Raw genomic sequence first — 14740 nt, forward strand, 5'->3', positions numbered from 1 at the left:
GAAGAAACCGCCACGCTTAGCCGTTCGCCTTTATCCTTGCGGGCTGCTGCGCGGAAAGCGCGGCAGTGATGTCTGAAAGAGGCGGCAGATGTTCGAGCGGGCCAATTGCGGACAATGTCGGAACTGTATCGAAAAACAGCCGTCCCGCAAGATCGGTGAGCCGTTCGCGGGTAATGTCGCCAAGGCGCTCCATCATTTCCTCATTGGGAATGGGCCGGCCGTAGAGCATCATCTGCCGGGCCATCTGGCCGGCACGGGCCGCCGGGCTTTCCTGTCCCATCAGCAATTGGGCGCGGATTTGCGCGCGCGCCCGGTCGATTTCTTCCTGATGGATGGTCTGCGAGGACTTGCGCAATTCTTCCAGAATGACCGGCACCAGTTCCGGCAGGTCGTTGCCGCCGGTGGCCGCGTGTACGCCGAAAATGCCCGTATCGGAAAAGCCCCAGTGAAACGCATAGACGGAATAGCAAAGGCCGCGATATTCGCGCACTTCCTGGAAAAGGCGCGACGACATGCCGCCGCCGAGGATATTGGCGAGGATCTGCGAACAATAGAAATCGCGGGCGTGATAGGCCTTGCCCTCGAAACCCAGAAGCACCTGTGCGTCCATCAGGTCGCGGGTCTCGCGGATTTCACCGCCGGTATAAATAGCCTTTTCGAGAACCGGCGTGGTGACGGGCAGTTGCGGCAACGAGGCGAAACGTTCTTCCACCTGCTTCACGAAGCTTTCGTGATCGACAGCACCGGCCGCCACGACGAAAATGCGGTCCGTCGTGTAGTTGCGGGCGAGATAATGCCTGATCTGGCCGGTGGTGAAGGATTGCACGGTATCCGGCGTGCCGAGGATCGGCCGGCCGATAGTCTGGTCGCGATAGGCGACACCGGAGAAATTGTCGAAGATCACGTCGTCGGGCGTATCGGTCGCAGCGCCGATTTCCTGCAGGATGACGTTTTTCTCCCGCTCCAGTTCCTCTTCGTCGAAGAGGGATTCCGTCAGGATATCGGCAAGAATATCAACGGCGAGCGGGACGTGGTCTTTCAGGACGCGGGCATAGTAGGAGGTTGTTTCCGTGGATGTCGCGGCGTTGACTTCGCCGCCGACATTTTCGATCTCTTCGGCGATCTGCCTTGCGGTGCGGCGTGCCGTGCCCTTGAAGGCCATATGTTCGAGAAGATGGGCGATGCCGTGTTCGGCAGTCGTCTCGTTGCGGGACCCGGATTTGATCCACACCCCAAGAGCAACGCTTTCGAGATGCGGCATTTTTTCCGTCACAACGGTCAACCCGGACGAAAGCCGGGTCACATTAACTCTCATATCAAGTCTTTCCGCGTCTCTATTTGCCGGCGCGTGCATGTTGGCCGATGAAGGTTTCCACGGCTTTCAGCTCTGCGTCCAGAATGTCGAAACGCTCCTCCCGGTTCATAATGTCAGCTAACCATACTGGAAGCGCAGGCTCGATTGCGCAAGCGGATTTTACAGCAGCCGGGAATTTAGCCGGATGGGCGGTAGACAGAACCACCATCGGGCTTCCCGCTTTTTCGTGCTTTTCCGCCACGAAAACACCGGTCGCCGTATGGGGGTCGATCAGGTAGCCGGTTTTCTCAAGTGTCTCGCGAATGGTCGCCGCCACCTGCTTTTCGGTGGCGCGGCCGGCGCGGAAATCCTTCTTGATGAATTTCAGTGCCTTCGGCGGAATTTCAAACGCACCGGACTGCTTCAGACCATCCATCGATGCCTTCACCGCCGCGGAATCGCGGTCATAGGCTTCAAACAGCAGGCGCTCGAAGTTGGAAGAAATCTGGATGTCCATCGAAGGCGAGGTGGTGGGCTTGACGCCGCGCATCTCGTAACGGCCGGTCTTCAGCGTGCGCGCCAGAATGTCGTTGTCATTGGTGGCGATGACGAGCTTGTCGATCGGCAGGCCCATCTTCTTGGCGACGTAACCGGCAAAGATATCGCCGAAATTGCCGGTTGGAACGGTAAAGGACACCTTCCGGTCGGGGCCGCCGAGCGAAAGCGAGGCGGTGAAATAATAGACCACCTGCGCCATGATGCGCGCCCAGTTGATGGAGTTGACGCCGGAAAGCTTCACGCTGTCGCGGAACTTCACGTCGTTGAACATCTCCTTCACCAGCGTCTGGCAATCGTCGAAATTGCCGTTGATCGCCAGCGCATGCACGTTGGAAGCGGTGGAGGTCGTCATCTGGCGCTGCTGAACCGGAGAGACCTTGCCATTCGGGAAAAGGATGAAGATATCAGTGCGCTCGCGCCCGGCAAAGGCGTCGATGGCTGCACCACCCGTGTCGCCGGAGGTGGCGCCAACGATGGTGGCGCGTTCGCCGCGCTCAGTCAGCGTATAGTCCATCAGGCGGGCGAGAAGCTGCATCGCCACGTCCTTGAAGGCGAGCGTGGTGCCGTGGAAAAGTTCCAGCACGAAGGTGTTCGGACCGGTCTGGGTCAACGGCACGACGGCCGGATGCCGGAAAGTGGAATAGGCGTCGTCGATCATCGCCCTGAATTTGTCGGCCGGAATTTCACCACCGGTGAAACGGTAGAGAACCTCGTAGGCGACGTCCTGATAGGACTTGCCGCGCAGATTGCGGATTTCCTTTTTCGACATGGAGGGCCATTCGCGCGGCACGTAAAGCCCGCCATCACGGCCAAGGCCCGCCAGAAGCGCGTCGCAGAAACCAAGCGAAGGGGCCGAACCCCGGGTCGATACATATTTCACGAGATAGTCCCTTGTCCGTTACCGATCTTGCCGGCGTCTTTGTCCGCAACGTCTCACCGGAATGAGGCGATTGGCGAGGTAATGAAGGGCTTTTCTGAAAATTCAAGCAAAACCGAACATGCCAATCGATTTTTTCCGGCGTCGCTGCTATAGACCATCGCCAACCTGCGTGAAAGGTCAATAAACAGCGTCTCCGGTTCTGTTCCGGGACAATGGAGAGGGAATTAGAAGAGTGTCAGGGAATTTCTTGCGTTTGTCCGCCGCGATGTCGCTTCTGGCCGTCGTTGCAGGATGTAATTCCTCCAATCCGTCGGACTCGCTTGCCGTCAACCCTCCGGCCGCGCAGGCCAATGCCGTCACCCCGGTGGTGCAGGCCAACTGCCCGACCGTGACGGTTCTCGACGCCAACGCCGTTCACCGGGTCTATGCTGGCGGCGCCAAGGACGACCCGCAGAAGCTCGCCTATCAGGTCTCGCTGTCAGATACGACGCGCTCATGCACCGCAAACGAAGCCACGCTGACGGTAAACGTGCTGGCGCAGGGTCGTCTGGTTCCCGGCCCGATGGCCAAGCCCGGCCGCGTGACGGTTCCGATCCGCGTGACGGTGAAGGACGGCGACGGCGAGATTTACGGCGAAACGACCAATTTCGCCATCGATGTTCCGGCAGGCGGAGCCGGCACGCAGTTCATTTTCAACAACGACCACGTGGCCATTCCCAACGGTCCGGGCGGCGCACCGAAGTCGGTCAGCGTCTATATCGGCTTCGGCGGCGAGAGCGCCAAGGCAAAGACCAAGCGCCGGTGATTTGACGGGCGAAATGTAAAAACCGGAGGCTGCTTTTGCAGGCTCCGGTTTTTTTATTGCTTACAGGTCGCCCACCATTCGCAACGTCATCCTCGGGACAAGCACGAGCATGACGGGGAGGGGCTGTGCTACAGCTACCTCGTCAAAAAGCGCCTTCCCACTCCGCCATTGCCGCAATCACGGCCGGCAGGTCCTGCATGCGCGAGATCACCGTTTCGGCACCCGCATCCGTCAACCGGTCGGCGTGGCTCGGATAGGTGTGGGATGCGCCGGTAAAGCCGATGACGCGCATGCCGGCGGCTCTTGCGCCATGGATGCCGTGCACGGAATCCTCGACCACGACCACGCGGTCGGGGGAGACGCCGAATTGCGCCGCGCCATGCAGGAAGATGTCGGGCTTCGGCTTCACGCGGTCGGCGCCGAGATCCTTGGCGGAATAGATATGCGGCGCGAAATAGGGCTTCAGGCCCACCTTCGTCAGCATCATGTCGAGCCGGTGGCTCGAGGAATTCGAGCAGATGCAACGCGGCGTCGTCAGACGCGATAGCGCGAATTTTACGCCTTCGATGATCTTCACGTCGCGTTCCAGCCGCATGTCGAGCAGCTTTTCCGACTTGTCGAGCAGGGAAGCAGAGAGCGGGATGCTGGCTTCGCTTTCCACCTGCAGAAGAATGTTCTTCCAGGTCATGCCGGCAAAGCGCTCGCCCATTTCCTCGACGGAGATCGGATAACCGGCCTCGGTCAAAAGGCGGGACTCCACCTGTGCGGCGATGATTTCGGAATCGACCAGAACGCCGTCACAGTCGAAAATAATGAGGTCGAAGCCGCTCATGGGCGCTCCCTGTATCGGATTTGCCGGGAAAAAGTGATGCGGGGGGCTTTTAGACCATGTCCACGCCAAGCTCAACTGGCTGACCCGCAAGGGTCGGTCCCATCAGGCTCATAGCTTGCCGGTTGGGCAGGAAACTGTGCGGCTTCGAATATTCGGCTTTGCGCATTTGCCGCGTGCAAAAAGCACTACACACAGTCGCGCCAGATGCGTTATGGGATGTTATGCCAAAGCCAGTGAAAACCACGCCTGAAGACACCATTGCCGCACGCATCAGCCGCACGCTCGCTGACCGCATCGTTCGCGGAGAGCTGTCGCCGGGCGAGCGGTTGCGGCAGGATCACATCGCTGCCGAATTCGGCGCTTCGCATGTGCCGGTGCGCGAAGCATTCCGCCGGCTGGAGGCGCAGGGACTGGCCGCCAGCATTCCGCGCCGGGGTGTCCGGGTTGCGGATTTCGGCCTTGACGATGTGCGCGAAGTTGCGGAAATGCGCGCCGCCCTCGAGGTTCTGGCGCTGCGCCACGCCATTCCCAACATGACGTCCGCCATTCTCGACCAGGCGGAAGCCGCGACACTCGAAGGCGATAGCGCCGTCGATGTGCAGCATTGGGAGGAGGCCAACCGCCGCTTCCATCGCCTCATCACGGCGCCCTGCAACATGCCGCGCCTGATGGAGGCGATCGACGGTCTGCATGCGGCGAGCGCCCGCTTCCTGTTTTCCGCCTGGCGCGCCGGCTGGGAGCGCCGCACCGATACCGATCACCGCGCGATCATCGATGCGCTGCGCGGCGGCCGCGCCGAAGAGGCGGTGCGTATCCTTGACGGCCACGTGCAATGGATCGGTCGCAAGGCGATCCGCACCTCGTCCGGCTCGGTGCGCGACGCCTTCGCCATCGTCGGATAGGGCAGGCCTGTGACCGTCCGCCTCCGGCCCCACCATCTTCTCTGTATGCTCACCTATGTGGGCAAAGGTTATACGTCCGGCTTCGTCGAAAATTACGACCGTGTCGCCGCCCGCCTGAATGCCGGCGCGGAAGATATCGAGCTGGTGGATGGGCCGGATGATATTTGCGAAGGCCTGCTGTGTGAAAGCCATGCCCACTGTTTCAACGAAGGTGTGGTGCAGCGGGATGAGACGGCCCGCCTTTCGGTGTCAGTGCTTTTGGGCGAGGCACTGATCGCCGGCAAGCGGCTGCAGGCGACGCCTGACTTTCTCGCGAAGATGCGTCTGGCTTTCGCCGCAGGCGAGATCAGGCAGGCCTGTCGAGGCTGTCAGTGGATAAGGCTGTGCGACCGTATCGCGGCGTCAGGCTTCTCAGGTGTGAAAATCGGCGAACGGCCAGAGCCTCCGGCCGGGCGACGGCCGAGGCCTACTCCGGCACATTCGTCTCGGTTCTCTCGGCGGCCTTGACCGTCGCCTTGATCTCCTTCGGGTCGCGGCCGGACTTTTCGTCGTAGCTCACCTTCACCGAGTAATCGCCCGGATGCAGCGTCTCCTGATGCCGGGTGCCGTACCGTCCGGAAATTTCCTTTTGCGTGCCCTGAAGGTCCTTGGTCGTTTCGACAATATCGATCCGCTCCGCGCCCGGCGCCGTGATCGCAAGAACGCCCGCATTGAGATCGATGTTGATTTCTGTGCGTTTTCCCGCCGTCACGGTAAAGGGCTGCTCGACCGTGACCTTGCCGAGACGGGCGCGCATCACGAAATCGCCCGCCGGCATTTCCATGATCTTGCCGGTGCCGTAAATGCCGTTGATGGTCTGGCGGGTGCCATCCAGCGTCTCCTTGGCTGAAAGCGCCTCGAAACGGATATCGTCCGTCTCCACCGCCTTGCCGCCCTGCGCATAGACCGCCTTGGCGACGACCACGCCGCTCGGGATGACGAGCTCGTGGCTGATCTTCTCGCCCGCCTTGACGGCCAGCGTTTCCTGCGCCCGTGCTGGGCCGATAGTGCCGGTGAGGAGCACGTCGCCCGCGGGCACGAAGACCGTGTTCTGGCCGTAAACGCTATCCTTGAAATCGCCCTTGGTGATGTCGGTCTTTGCCTGCGTCTCCACATCGCCGCCAGGACTGCGTTTCGGCACGACAGTCAGTTCCGCCGCGTTGAAATTAACCTTCGGCCTTGCGACGCTTCCGTCCTTCACCTCGAATGGTATTTCGCTGATGACATTGCCCAGCGCCGCGACGCCGACATATTTGCCGGCCGGCAGCTTCGCCTCGAAAGTGGCGTCATAGGATCCGCCGGCATTGACATCGGTGGGCGCTCCGGCCCGGTCAGCCTTGTAGAAATCCCATCGCACTTTGTCGCTGTTGCCCAGCGAGGGGCCGCCATCGAACATCACGGCGTCGGTCACGACATTAAATTGCGGTGTCGGCTCCTGCGCCCGCAATGGCGACGGCAATGCTGCCATCAGAAGAACGGCGGAAACGACATGCATTGAAAAAGAAGCCGTTCTCATCATGGACCCCATTCGGATTACCCCCAGTTATTGCAGGTCTTCCTGCCACACTGATAGGCGGAACAGGACAACCCGTTGTGCACAACGTTTTTGTGGGACTTCGGGTTCCCCATGCGCCGCCGCAAATCCGCCATGCATGCTTCAACAGCCATTTATTTTGCATTTTCCGTGACTTGTTCAGGCTTTGATAACCATCTTCGGTAACCATAAGCATCAGTAGAGAGTAAGCGTATGGAGCGAGTACCAATGGCAGCAGTTTTTCCGCTGGCCGATTTTCGGCGTGCCGGTTTTGATCGTGCGGGCGAGAGTGACGCCTGGAAAGACAGCATCATCAAAGGTGATTGTGTCGCTGCCTTGGATGCCCTCCCGAGTCAGTCGGTCGATGCGATTTTCGCCGATCCGCCCTATAATCTCCAGCTTGGCGGCACGCTGCACCGGCCCGATCAGTCACTGGTCGATGCCGTCGATGACGAGTGGGACCAGTTCGCCTCCTTCGAGGCCTATGACGCCTTCACCCGCGCCTGGCTGCTCGCCTGCCGCCGTGTGCTGAAACCGAACGGCACCATCTGGGTCATCGGCTCCTACCACAATATCTTCCGTGTCGGCTCCATGCTCCAGAACCTCGATTTCTGGATCCTGAACGACATCGTCTGGCGCAAGACCAATCCCATGCCGAATTTCAAGGGCCGCCGGTTCCAGAACGCCCATGAGACCATGATCTGGGCCAGCCGCGATCCGAAAGCCAAGAACTACACCTTCAACTACGATGCGCTGAAGGCCTCCAATGACGATGTGCAGATGCGCTCCGACTGGCTGTTCCCGATCTGCAGCGGCCATGAGCGTCTGAAGGGTGACGACGGCAAGAAGGTGCATCCCACCCAGAAGCCGGAAGCGCTGCTGGCGCGCATCATCATGGCCTCCACCAAGCCGGGTGACATCGTGCTCGACCCGTTCTTCGGTTCCGGCACCACGGGTGCGGTCGCAAAACGTCTCGGCCGCCACTTCGTCGGCATCGAGCGCGAACAGGATTATATCGATGCGGCATCGGCCCGCATCGCCGCCGTCGAGCCGCTCGGCAAGGCGGAACTGACCGTGATGACCGGCAAGAAGGCCGAACCGCGCGTTGCCTTCAACACGCTGGTGGAAAGCGGCCTCGTCCGCCCGGGCCAGGTACTGACTGATGCAAGACGCCGTTATAGCGCCATTATTCGTGCCGATGGTACTCTGGCATCCGCCGGGACCGCCGGCTCCATTCACCGCCTCGGCGCAAAGGTGCAGGGTCTCGACGCATGCAACGGATGGACGTTCTGGCATTTCGAAGATGGCGACGAATTGAAGCCGATCGATGATTTGAGAGCGATCATCCGCAGTGAAATGGCAAAGGCTGAATAGTCAAAAGCCGTAGAGGCTGGAGACGGACGATCCACCGCCCGCCCTTGTCAGGATACGTCTCCGTCCGGTTTAGTACCTTCAGTCCCGGATGGAGAACGACCAACGCCCGGCACCTCGGTGTCGGGCGTTGGTATTTTCGAATATTTTATTTTAGCCAGACAAGTTTCGCGCAAGAGACCGGCCATAGTGTCTGATGCAAAGCAGTGGTTGTGAAAAACCGTTTCGGAAAGATCGCAGGAACATTGCTGTCCCATGCCGCTTGCGGCAGGACTGGCGCAGGCTGGAGACCGCCATTTCCGCCTGCGCCAATTTTCTTTTCCGGGTTTTCGCGGATCTGTCCGAACCCGTCATGGCGCCTGCGCCAGGTTCCCCAGCCTTAACAATAGATGTCCTGCGCGTTACGGAAGATTAACGTGACGCTATACATGGCGGGGAGTACATATTCTTCCAGGCTGAGTGTCGCCGGCGACCCAGAAAGATCGCGACGCGACGATGCGAGACAGCCGGATTCGCGGGCCATTGCCCGTGATGAACAAGGAGGCGTGCCATGCGCTCGCTTTTCAAGACAGTCACAATAGCATCCTTCATTCTGGCGACGGCCACGGGCGGCGCTTTCGCGGCCGGACATTCGCATGGCGAGCATTCCGGCTCCGGCGGAATGCACAGTGAACGGTCCCATGATGTCGACCGGGGCGGGAGACATTTCTTCCGTCACAACGATGACGACCTGTTCATGAATGACATGTACATGAACTATACCGGTCCCGCCGCTTACGGGCAGAGACCGCATCTGGTTCGTGTGCTTCATGAGCTGCGTGTCGCCGACCACAGGATCGATTTCGAACGCCAGCAGGGCAGGTTGAGCGCAGGCGCTTTCAACCGGCTCGAAAATGAATCGTCCGCAATCCGCACCCAGGCACTCAAAACCGCCGACATGCATCGTGGCTACCTTCCCATGAAGGCATTTAACACCCTTCAGGGCGAAGTCCGGCAACTTGATCGGAACATCGTCCGCATGAGCTGACAGGGGCTTGCGGTCCTCACTGACGAGGATCGGCCATGCTGCCGCAGATCGCGCCGGAGAGCGGTGACGGGGCACGAACCCGCCCTCCGGCTCCAGGATTTCCCCACGGGGTCGTGCGGATTTCGAAAGAATGATTGGAAACTCAAAACCATGCGCCTGCCGGCTGCATGGGGTGCGGCCCCGCCTGCTCCCCTGACCGTCACGACCGCAAGCATGCCCTCGAAAGGAGAAACGTCATGACCAGTATTCTTCGCAGATATCGCATCGCGGCTTTGCTTGGCGCGGCCTTTGTCGCCGCGCCGCTTGCAATGCCCGTCTTTCTGCACAACACACCCGCTTTCGCCCAGGCCGGATTATCGGCCATTCCCGGTCCCGTGACCTCCGGCGGCTCCTTCGCCGGTATCGTCGCCGCCGACAAGCCGGCGGTGGTGACCATCACCACCGAAATGAAAACGCAGGAACAGGCGACGGACGACACGACGCCATTCGACCAGCAGTTCCGCCAGTTCTTCGGCGAGCAGGGCATTCCCATGCCGCAACAGCAGCCGCAGCAGCGCCAGTCCCAGACTGCGGAAGCGCTGGGTTCCGGCTTCATCATCTCGCCGGACGGCTATATCGTCACCAATAATCATGTCATCGACAATGCCACCGCCATCAAGGTGACGCTGGATGACGGCACCGAGCTTCCCGCCAAGCTTGTCGGCGCCGATCCGAAATCCGATCTCGCCGTCTTGAAAGTGGTTTCTCCCAGACCGCTCGCGGTGATTTCCTGGGGTGACTCGGACAGGCTCAAGGCCGGCGATCAGATCCTTGCCATCGGCAATCCGTTCGGTATCGGCACCACGGTCACGGCCGGCATCGTTTCTGCCCGTGGCCGCGATCTACACAGCGGGCCCTATGACGACTTCATCCAGATCGACGCGCCGATCAACCACGGCAACTCCGGCGGCCCGCTGGTCGATGTCGAAGGCAAGGTGGTCGGCATCAACACCGCGATCTATTCGCCGAATGGCGGCAGCGTCGGTGTCGGTTTCGCCATTCCCTCCGATCAGGCCCAGAACGTCGTCGTTCGCCTCATGAAGGATGGGTCGATCCAGCATGGCTTCATCGGTGTCCAGATACAGCCGGTGACGCCTGACGTGGCCAATGCCATCGGTCTGACGGCAGCGGAGGGCGCGCTGGTCGCCAAGGTCGACGCCGGCACGCCGGCAGGCCGGGCCGGCATCAAGAGTGGTGATGTCATCACCTCTCTGGGTGGACAGGCGATCAAATCGCCGCGCGACCTGTCGCGCATGGTCGCCGATCTGTCGCCCGGCCAGAAGGAACATGTCACTGTCTGGCGCCAGGGAGAAAGCAGGGACCTGCTTCTGACCGTAGGAGGCAATGAAGGCCAGAACGGGCAATCCTCCGCGGATAATGGTCAGCAGAAAGGCGACGCCTCATCGCAGTCCCTGCCGATGATCGGCATCGGGCTGGCCGACATCACCCCGGCGATCCGCGAAGCCCTCAGCCTGCCGCAGGATGAAAAGGGCGCTGTCGTCGAAAGCGTCGCGCCCTCGAAACCCGCAGCCGAGGCCGGCTTGCAGGCGGGCGATGTGATCGTCTCGGTCAATCAGGCGACGGTGAAATCGGCGGGTGACGCCAAGGCTGCGATTGCGCAGGCGGGCAAGGCAGGTCGCAAATCCGTTCTGCTGCTCATTCAGCGCGGCGATTCGCAAACCTATGTCGCCATCCCCTTCGCAAGGGGCTGAGCCCCGGTTTTCGGGGAGAACCGCAAGGAACGGGCAACTCCATCGGAGCTGCCCGTTCCATCATTCTCAGACATCCACACCGTGCGCCCGCAGGTCCTGCTTCAGCTTCTCGGCACCGGTAAAATGCACCGCCTGCCAGCCTGCAGCCTTAGCACCTTCCACATTCACCAATGTATCGTCGATGAAAATGCTGGCGGCGGGGTTAAGGCCGAATTCCTTCGCGTGCAGATCGTAGATCGCCACATCCGGTTTCAGGAGCTTCACGTCGCCGGAGACCGTTACCCCGCGCGGCAGTGTCAGGAAGGGAAACATCTTCTGCGCCTCGCGAAACGTGTCGGAGGCGAAGTTGGTCAGCATCGTCACGTCATGGCCGCTGTCGATCAGGGCAACCATGATGGCGACGCTGTCATCATAGGAATGCGAGACCATCTCGTGCCAGAACTTGCGGAAGGCGCGGATATGCTCTTCCCGCTCCGGAAACTGTTCCAACAGCAACGCCTCGGCATCCTCCCAACCGCGTCCGCGATCCTGTTCGAGGTTCCAGTCATGGGTGCAGACATTCTCGAAGAACCATTTGCGCTCATCGGCATCGGGAATGAGGCGGCTATAGGGAATATGCGGATCGTAATGGATCAGCACTTTGCCGATGTCGAATACGATATGCTCAATCTTGGTCATCGAAATTTCCTGCGTTCATCGAATGCGGATGGAATAGCTTGGGCGATGACTTTTTTCATCACCGTTGGCAGCGCCTGTGCGTCAAGATTTGTAACCGGCTCCCACCATCCGTCATCCGGCCCTGTTTTGAGACTATCCGGAACCTGCGCGCGATAGACGGTGAGCCGCAGCTCGAAATGGGTGAAGACATGCACGATGACGCCCGCCGCCTGCCAGCCGGCGGCAAAGGGCGCATGGCTCGCCTCCGTGCCGCCGTCCATGCGCGCGGTCCATGCCGTTGTCGGCACCTCGGTCATGCCGCCGAGAAGCCCGCTTTCGATGCGCCGGCGGAGCAGGATTTCGCCGCTCGCATTCACCGCCACGAAGGCGGCCCCGAGCCGCACCGGTTTTGCCTTCTTCGCCGCCTTGACCGGAAAACGCTCCGGCTCGTCATGGGCAAGCGCAAGACAGTGGCCGTTGAACGGACAGAGCGCGCAGGCCGGCCGTTTCGGCGTGCAGATCGTCGCGCCGAGATCCATCATCGCCTGGGCGAAATCGCCGGGGCGATCAGAAGGGGTAAGCGCGGCCACCTTTGCTTTCATGGCGGGCTTTGAGCCGGGCAGGGGAGCATCGATGGCGAAGAGGCGGGAGATGACGCGCTCCACATTGCCGTCCATCACCGCCGCCTGCCGGTTGAACGCGATGGCCGCGACGGCGGCCGATGTATAATCGCCGATGCCGGGCAGTTGCTTCAGGCCCTCTTCGCTGTCCGGAAAGACGCCGCCATGCTCGCGCGCCACGGCTTCGGCGCATTTTTTAAGGTTGCGGGCGCGGGCGTAATAACCGAGCCCCGCCCAGGCCGCCATGACATCCTCGACCGGCGCCGCGGCCAGATCACTGACGCTTGGCCAGGCGGCGAGAAACTTCAGGAAATAGGGTTTGACCGCCTGCACCGTCGTCTGCTGCAGCATGACCTCCGACAGCCAGACATGATAGGGATCGGCGCGTTTTCCCCGTGCCGCCATGGCGGGGGACGTGCGCCATGGCAGTTCGCGATGGTGCCGGTCATACCATGCGAGAAGTTGTTCCGCTGTCGGATGGAATATGTGTTGTCGCGCATCTGTGTTCATCGCCGCTGAACATAGAGACGGCGCGGCAATCTGCAACAGGATACCCGTTGCGACGGCGTGGAAAACCGTATCCTGCAATGAGCGCCCTGACATAGAATTCCCCCATTCGATTCAGGAGGAACGAACCCATGCCAAACGCGCTGCTGGAAATGATACCCCCGCCGCTCCAGTACACTATCGGAGTTTTGCTGGCCCTGTGCCTGATAGCGTGGTTGCTGAACCATATCGGCCGGCTGTGTTTCGGGCATGAGAACAGCGTGGCCTTTGTGGTGGCGCGCCTGATCCGTGAAATCCGCCAGCTGGAAAAGATGCGGGGAAAGCCCTCCCGCCGTTTTCGTATTCTCGAATCCGGTTTCTGGGCGATTTTCTGCCACGGCCTGTGGATATACCTGTCCGTCGTGCTGATCTGCATGTTGGTGATCGCCGCTATCTCGGATAAGCCGGGAATAGGACATCTGAAGATTTTGGCTGGCGGATATTTCCTCTTTGGATGTTTGGCGGTCAGAATGATACGCTTGGGCGCCTGCCGGGACTGGCGGCGATTCCGGGCGCTGTTGCGCGGCGAAGAAGATGACGATGGCGCGACCGCTTGAGGTCAATTGGCCTCTGTCGAGGAGAGCATGAAGAAACCCGCAGATTCATTCCGCAAAGGCGTCGTGCAGATCGCCGAAGTCGCCAATGGCATCATGGACCCCGTGCTGTCGAAACGGGCGGGCATCAACACGGCGCTGCTCGGCTCCTGGGACGAGATCGCCGGTGATGACTTCGCCGATTGCACCCGCCCGGAAAAGATCACCTGGCCGCGGCGCGACGAGGGGCCGGATCGCGGCGGCTACCAGCCGGGCGTGCTGACGATTGCCTGCGAAGGCGCGCGCGCCCTGTTCCTCACCCATGCGCAGGGCGAACTGATTGCCCGCATCAACGGCTTTTTCGGCTTTCCGGCGGTGCGCCAGATCAGGATCGTGCAGAAGCCGGTCTCGCAAACCATCACCCGCAGGCGCAAACCGCAGCCCCTGCGCGGCGATGCGGCAAAACGTCTCGATGACATGATGAATGGCATCGAGAGCGAGGCGCTGCGCAAGGCGGTGGAGAGGCTTGGCACGGCGGTGTTGCAGAAAAAGCCGGGGCGCAGGACGATTTGATGTGACGGCGCCGTCCTTGACTGGTCACAATTCTTTGACAAGAAGAGTTCAAAACCCCGCTTGTGATGAACAGGCCGTCGCTATATCGGAATCAACGGACAATAGAGTCTATTACCAACAGGTGCTTTCATGCATTTTCCCGAACTGACCATTTCCCGTCGCAGCCTCCTCGGCGGCGTTGCTCTTGCCGCCCTTGCCACGGCCCTGCCGTTCGCCTTCGCGCCCGGTATCGCCGAAGCGCAGGAACTGCCTGAATCCACCGGTGATGTGGATATGGCTGCGGTGCTGAAGCCCGGCCCGCTGCCGGAAGCGGCGCTCGGCGATGCCAACGCACCCGTCAAGATCGTCGAATATATGTCGATGACCTGCCCGCATTGCGCCAACTTCCACAACAAGACCTTTGACGAGATCAAGAAGAAATATATCGATACCGGCAAGGTCTATTTCGTCATCCGCGAATTCCCGTTCGATCCGCGTGCGGCGGCCGCCTTCATGCTGGCGCGCTGCGCACCGGAAGGTCAGTATTTCCCCTTCGTTTCCATGCTGTTCAAGCAGCAGCAGAGCTGGGCCACGGCACAGGATGCCCGTGCAGCCCTGCTGCAATTGTCGAAAATGGCCGGTTTCTCACAGGAGTCTTTCGAGGCCTGCTTGACGAACCAGAAACTTCTGGATGATGTGAACGCAACCATGCAACGCGGTGCGACGGAATTCGGCGTCAACTCCACGCCGACTTTCATCATCAACGGCAAGAAATATGCGGGAGACATGTCGGTTGAAAACATGTCGGCTGTCATCGACAAGCTGCTCTGATCGCCGAA

General features: G+C 60.5%; 15 protein-coding genes. 9 read left to right on the forward strand and 6 right to left on the reverse strand.

The window, feature by feature from the left end; translation table 11 throughout:
• Window positions 1–16 precede the first annotated feature (16 nt).
• Window positions 17–1315, reverse strand: coding sequence for an insulinase family protein (locus FY152_02215; protein UXS30959.1), 1299 nt, complete (start codon window positions 1313–1315; stop codon window positions 17–19).
• A 19-nt stretch (window positions 1316–1334) separates the two neighbouring features.
• Window positions 1335–2732 carry a threonine synthase gene (locus tag FY152_02220; GenBank protein ID UXS30960.1) on the reverse strand — a complete coding sequence of 466 codons (1398 nt, stop codon included), beginning with the start codon at window positions 2730–2732 and terminating at the stop codon, window positions 1335–1337.
• 265 nt (window positions 2733–2997) lie between these two features.
• Between FY152_02220 and FY152_02225 the strand changes: the two genes are divergently transcribed.
• Entirely contained in the window at window positions 2998–3537 is a 540-nt protein-coding gene (locus tag FY152_02225) for a PilZ domain-containing protein (GenBank protein ID UXS33187.1), read from the forward strand.
• A gap of 142 nt (window positions 3538–3679) precedes the next feature.
• Here the strand turns inward: FY152_02225 and FY152_02230 are convergent, their stop codons facing one another.
• Window positions 3680–4369 (reverse strand): HAD family hydrolase, encoded by a 690-nt coding sequence (locus FY152_02230; GenBank protein ID UXS30961.1) that lies wholly within the window; start codon window positions 4367–4369, stop codon window positions 3680–3682.
• A 221-nt stretch (window positions 4370–4590) separates the two neighbouring features.
• Here FY152_02230 and FY152_02235 point away from each other — a divergent pair, with 221 nt between their 5' ends.
• Together FY152_02235 and FY152_02240 are read left to right on the forward strand one after the other, a co-directional pair.
• Window positions 4591–5271, forward strand: a complete 681-nt coding sequence (locus tag FY152_02235; GenBank protein UXS30962.1) for a GntR family transcriptional regulator — start codon at window positions 4591–4593, stop codon at window positions 5269–5271.
• A 45-nt stretch (window positions 5272–5316) separates the two neighbouring features.
• Window positions 5317–5778 (forward strand): DUF1284 domain-containing protein, encoded by a 462-nt coding sequence (locus FY152_02240; protein ID UXS33188.1) that lies wholly within the window; start codon window positions 5317–5319, stop codon window positions 5776–5778.
• Here the strand turns inward: FY152_02240 and FY152_02245 are convergent.
• Window positions 5738–6838, reverse strand: coding sequence for a hypothetical protein (locus FY152_02245; protein UXS30963.1), 1101 nt, complete (start codon window positions 6836–6838; stop codon window positions 5738–5740). The two genes, FY152_02240 and FY152_02245, sit on opposite strands and share 41 nt — an antisense overlap.
• Before the next feature lie 234 nt (window positions 6839–7072).
• On the opposite strand from FY152_02245, the gene FY152_02250 reads away from it, so the two are divergent.
• The 3 genes from FY152_02250 to FY152_02260 all read left to right on the forward strand — a co-directional run bounded on the left by FY152_02250 (window position 7073) and on the right by FY152_02260 (window position 10993).
• Window positions 7073–8218 (forward strand): site-specific DNA-methyltransferase, encoded by a 1146-nt coding sequence (locus FY152_02250; GenBank protein UXS30964.1) that lies wholly within the window; start codon window positions 7073–7075, stop codon window positions 8216–8218.
• A gap of 547 nt (window positions 8219–8765) precedes the next feature.
• Window positions 8766–9242 (forward strand): hypothetical protein, encoded by a 477-nt coding sequence (locus FY152_02255; GenBank protein UXS30965.1) that lies wholly within the window; start codon window positions 8766–8768, stop codon window positions 9240–9242.
• A 236-nt stretch (window positions 9243–9478) separates the two neighbouring features.
• Complete coding sequence (locus FY152_02260) at window positions 9479–10993, forward strand: DegQ family serine endoprotease (protein UXS30966.1); 1515 nt, start codon at window positions 9479–9481, stop codon at window positions 10991–10993.
• Between the two features lie 66 nt (window positions 10994–11059).
• Here the strand turns inward: FY152_02260 and FY152_02265 are convergent, their stop codons facing one another.
• On the reverse strand, window positions 11060–11671 hold the full coding sequence (locus FY152_02265; protein UXS30967.1) for an HAD family phosphatase: 612 nt from the start codon (window positions 11669–11671) through the stop codon (window positions 11060–11062).
• Window positions 11668–12780: an A/G-specific adenine glycosylase gene (gene mutY / locus FY152_02270; GenBank protein UXS33189.1), complete on the reverse strand. Its 1113-nt coding sequence runs from the start codon at window positions 12778–12780 to the stop codon at window positions 11668–11670. The genes FY152_02265 and mutY overlap by 4 nt, the downstream gene beginning before the upstream one ends.
• Before the next feature lie 128 nt (window positions 12781–12908).
• On the opposite strand from mutY, the gene FY152_02275 reads away from it, so the two are divergent.
• From FY152_02275 to FY152_02285, 3 genes are all read left to right on the forward strand, one after another.
• Window positions 12909–13373 (forward strand): hypothetical protein, encoded by a 465-nt coding sequence (locus FY152_02275; GenBank protein ID UXS30968.1) that lies wholly within the window; start codon window positions 12909–12911, stop codon window positions 13371–13373.
• 27 nt (window positions 13374–13400) lie between these two features.
• Window positions 13401–13922, forward strand: a complete 522-nt coding sequence (locus FY152_02280) for a DUF721 domain-containing protein (GenBank protein UXS30969.1) — start codon at window positions 13401–13403, stop codon at window positions 13920–13922.
• A gap of 129 nt (window positions 13923–14051) precedes the next feature.
• Window positions 14052–14732, forward strand: coding sequence for a DsbA family protein (locus tag FY152_02285; GenBank protein UXS30970.1), 681 nt, complete (start codon window positions 14052–14054; stop codon window positions 14730–14732).
• The last annotated feature ends 8 nt before the right edge of the window (window positions 14733–14740 follow it).

The sequence above is a fragment of the Agrobacterium tumefaciens genome (assembly GCA_025560025.1).
In the GTDB taxonomy this organism is placed as follows: domain Bacteria; phylum Pseudomonadota; class Alphaproteobacteria; order Rhizobiales; family Rhizobiaceae; genus Agrobacterium.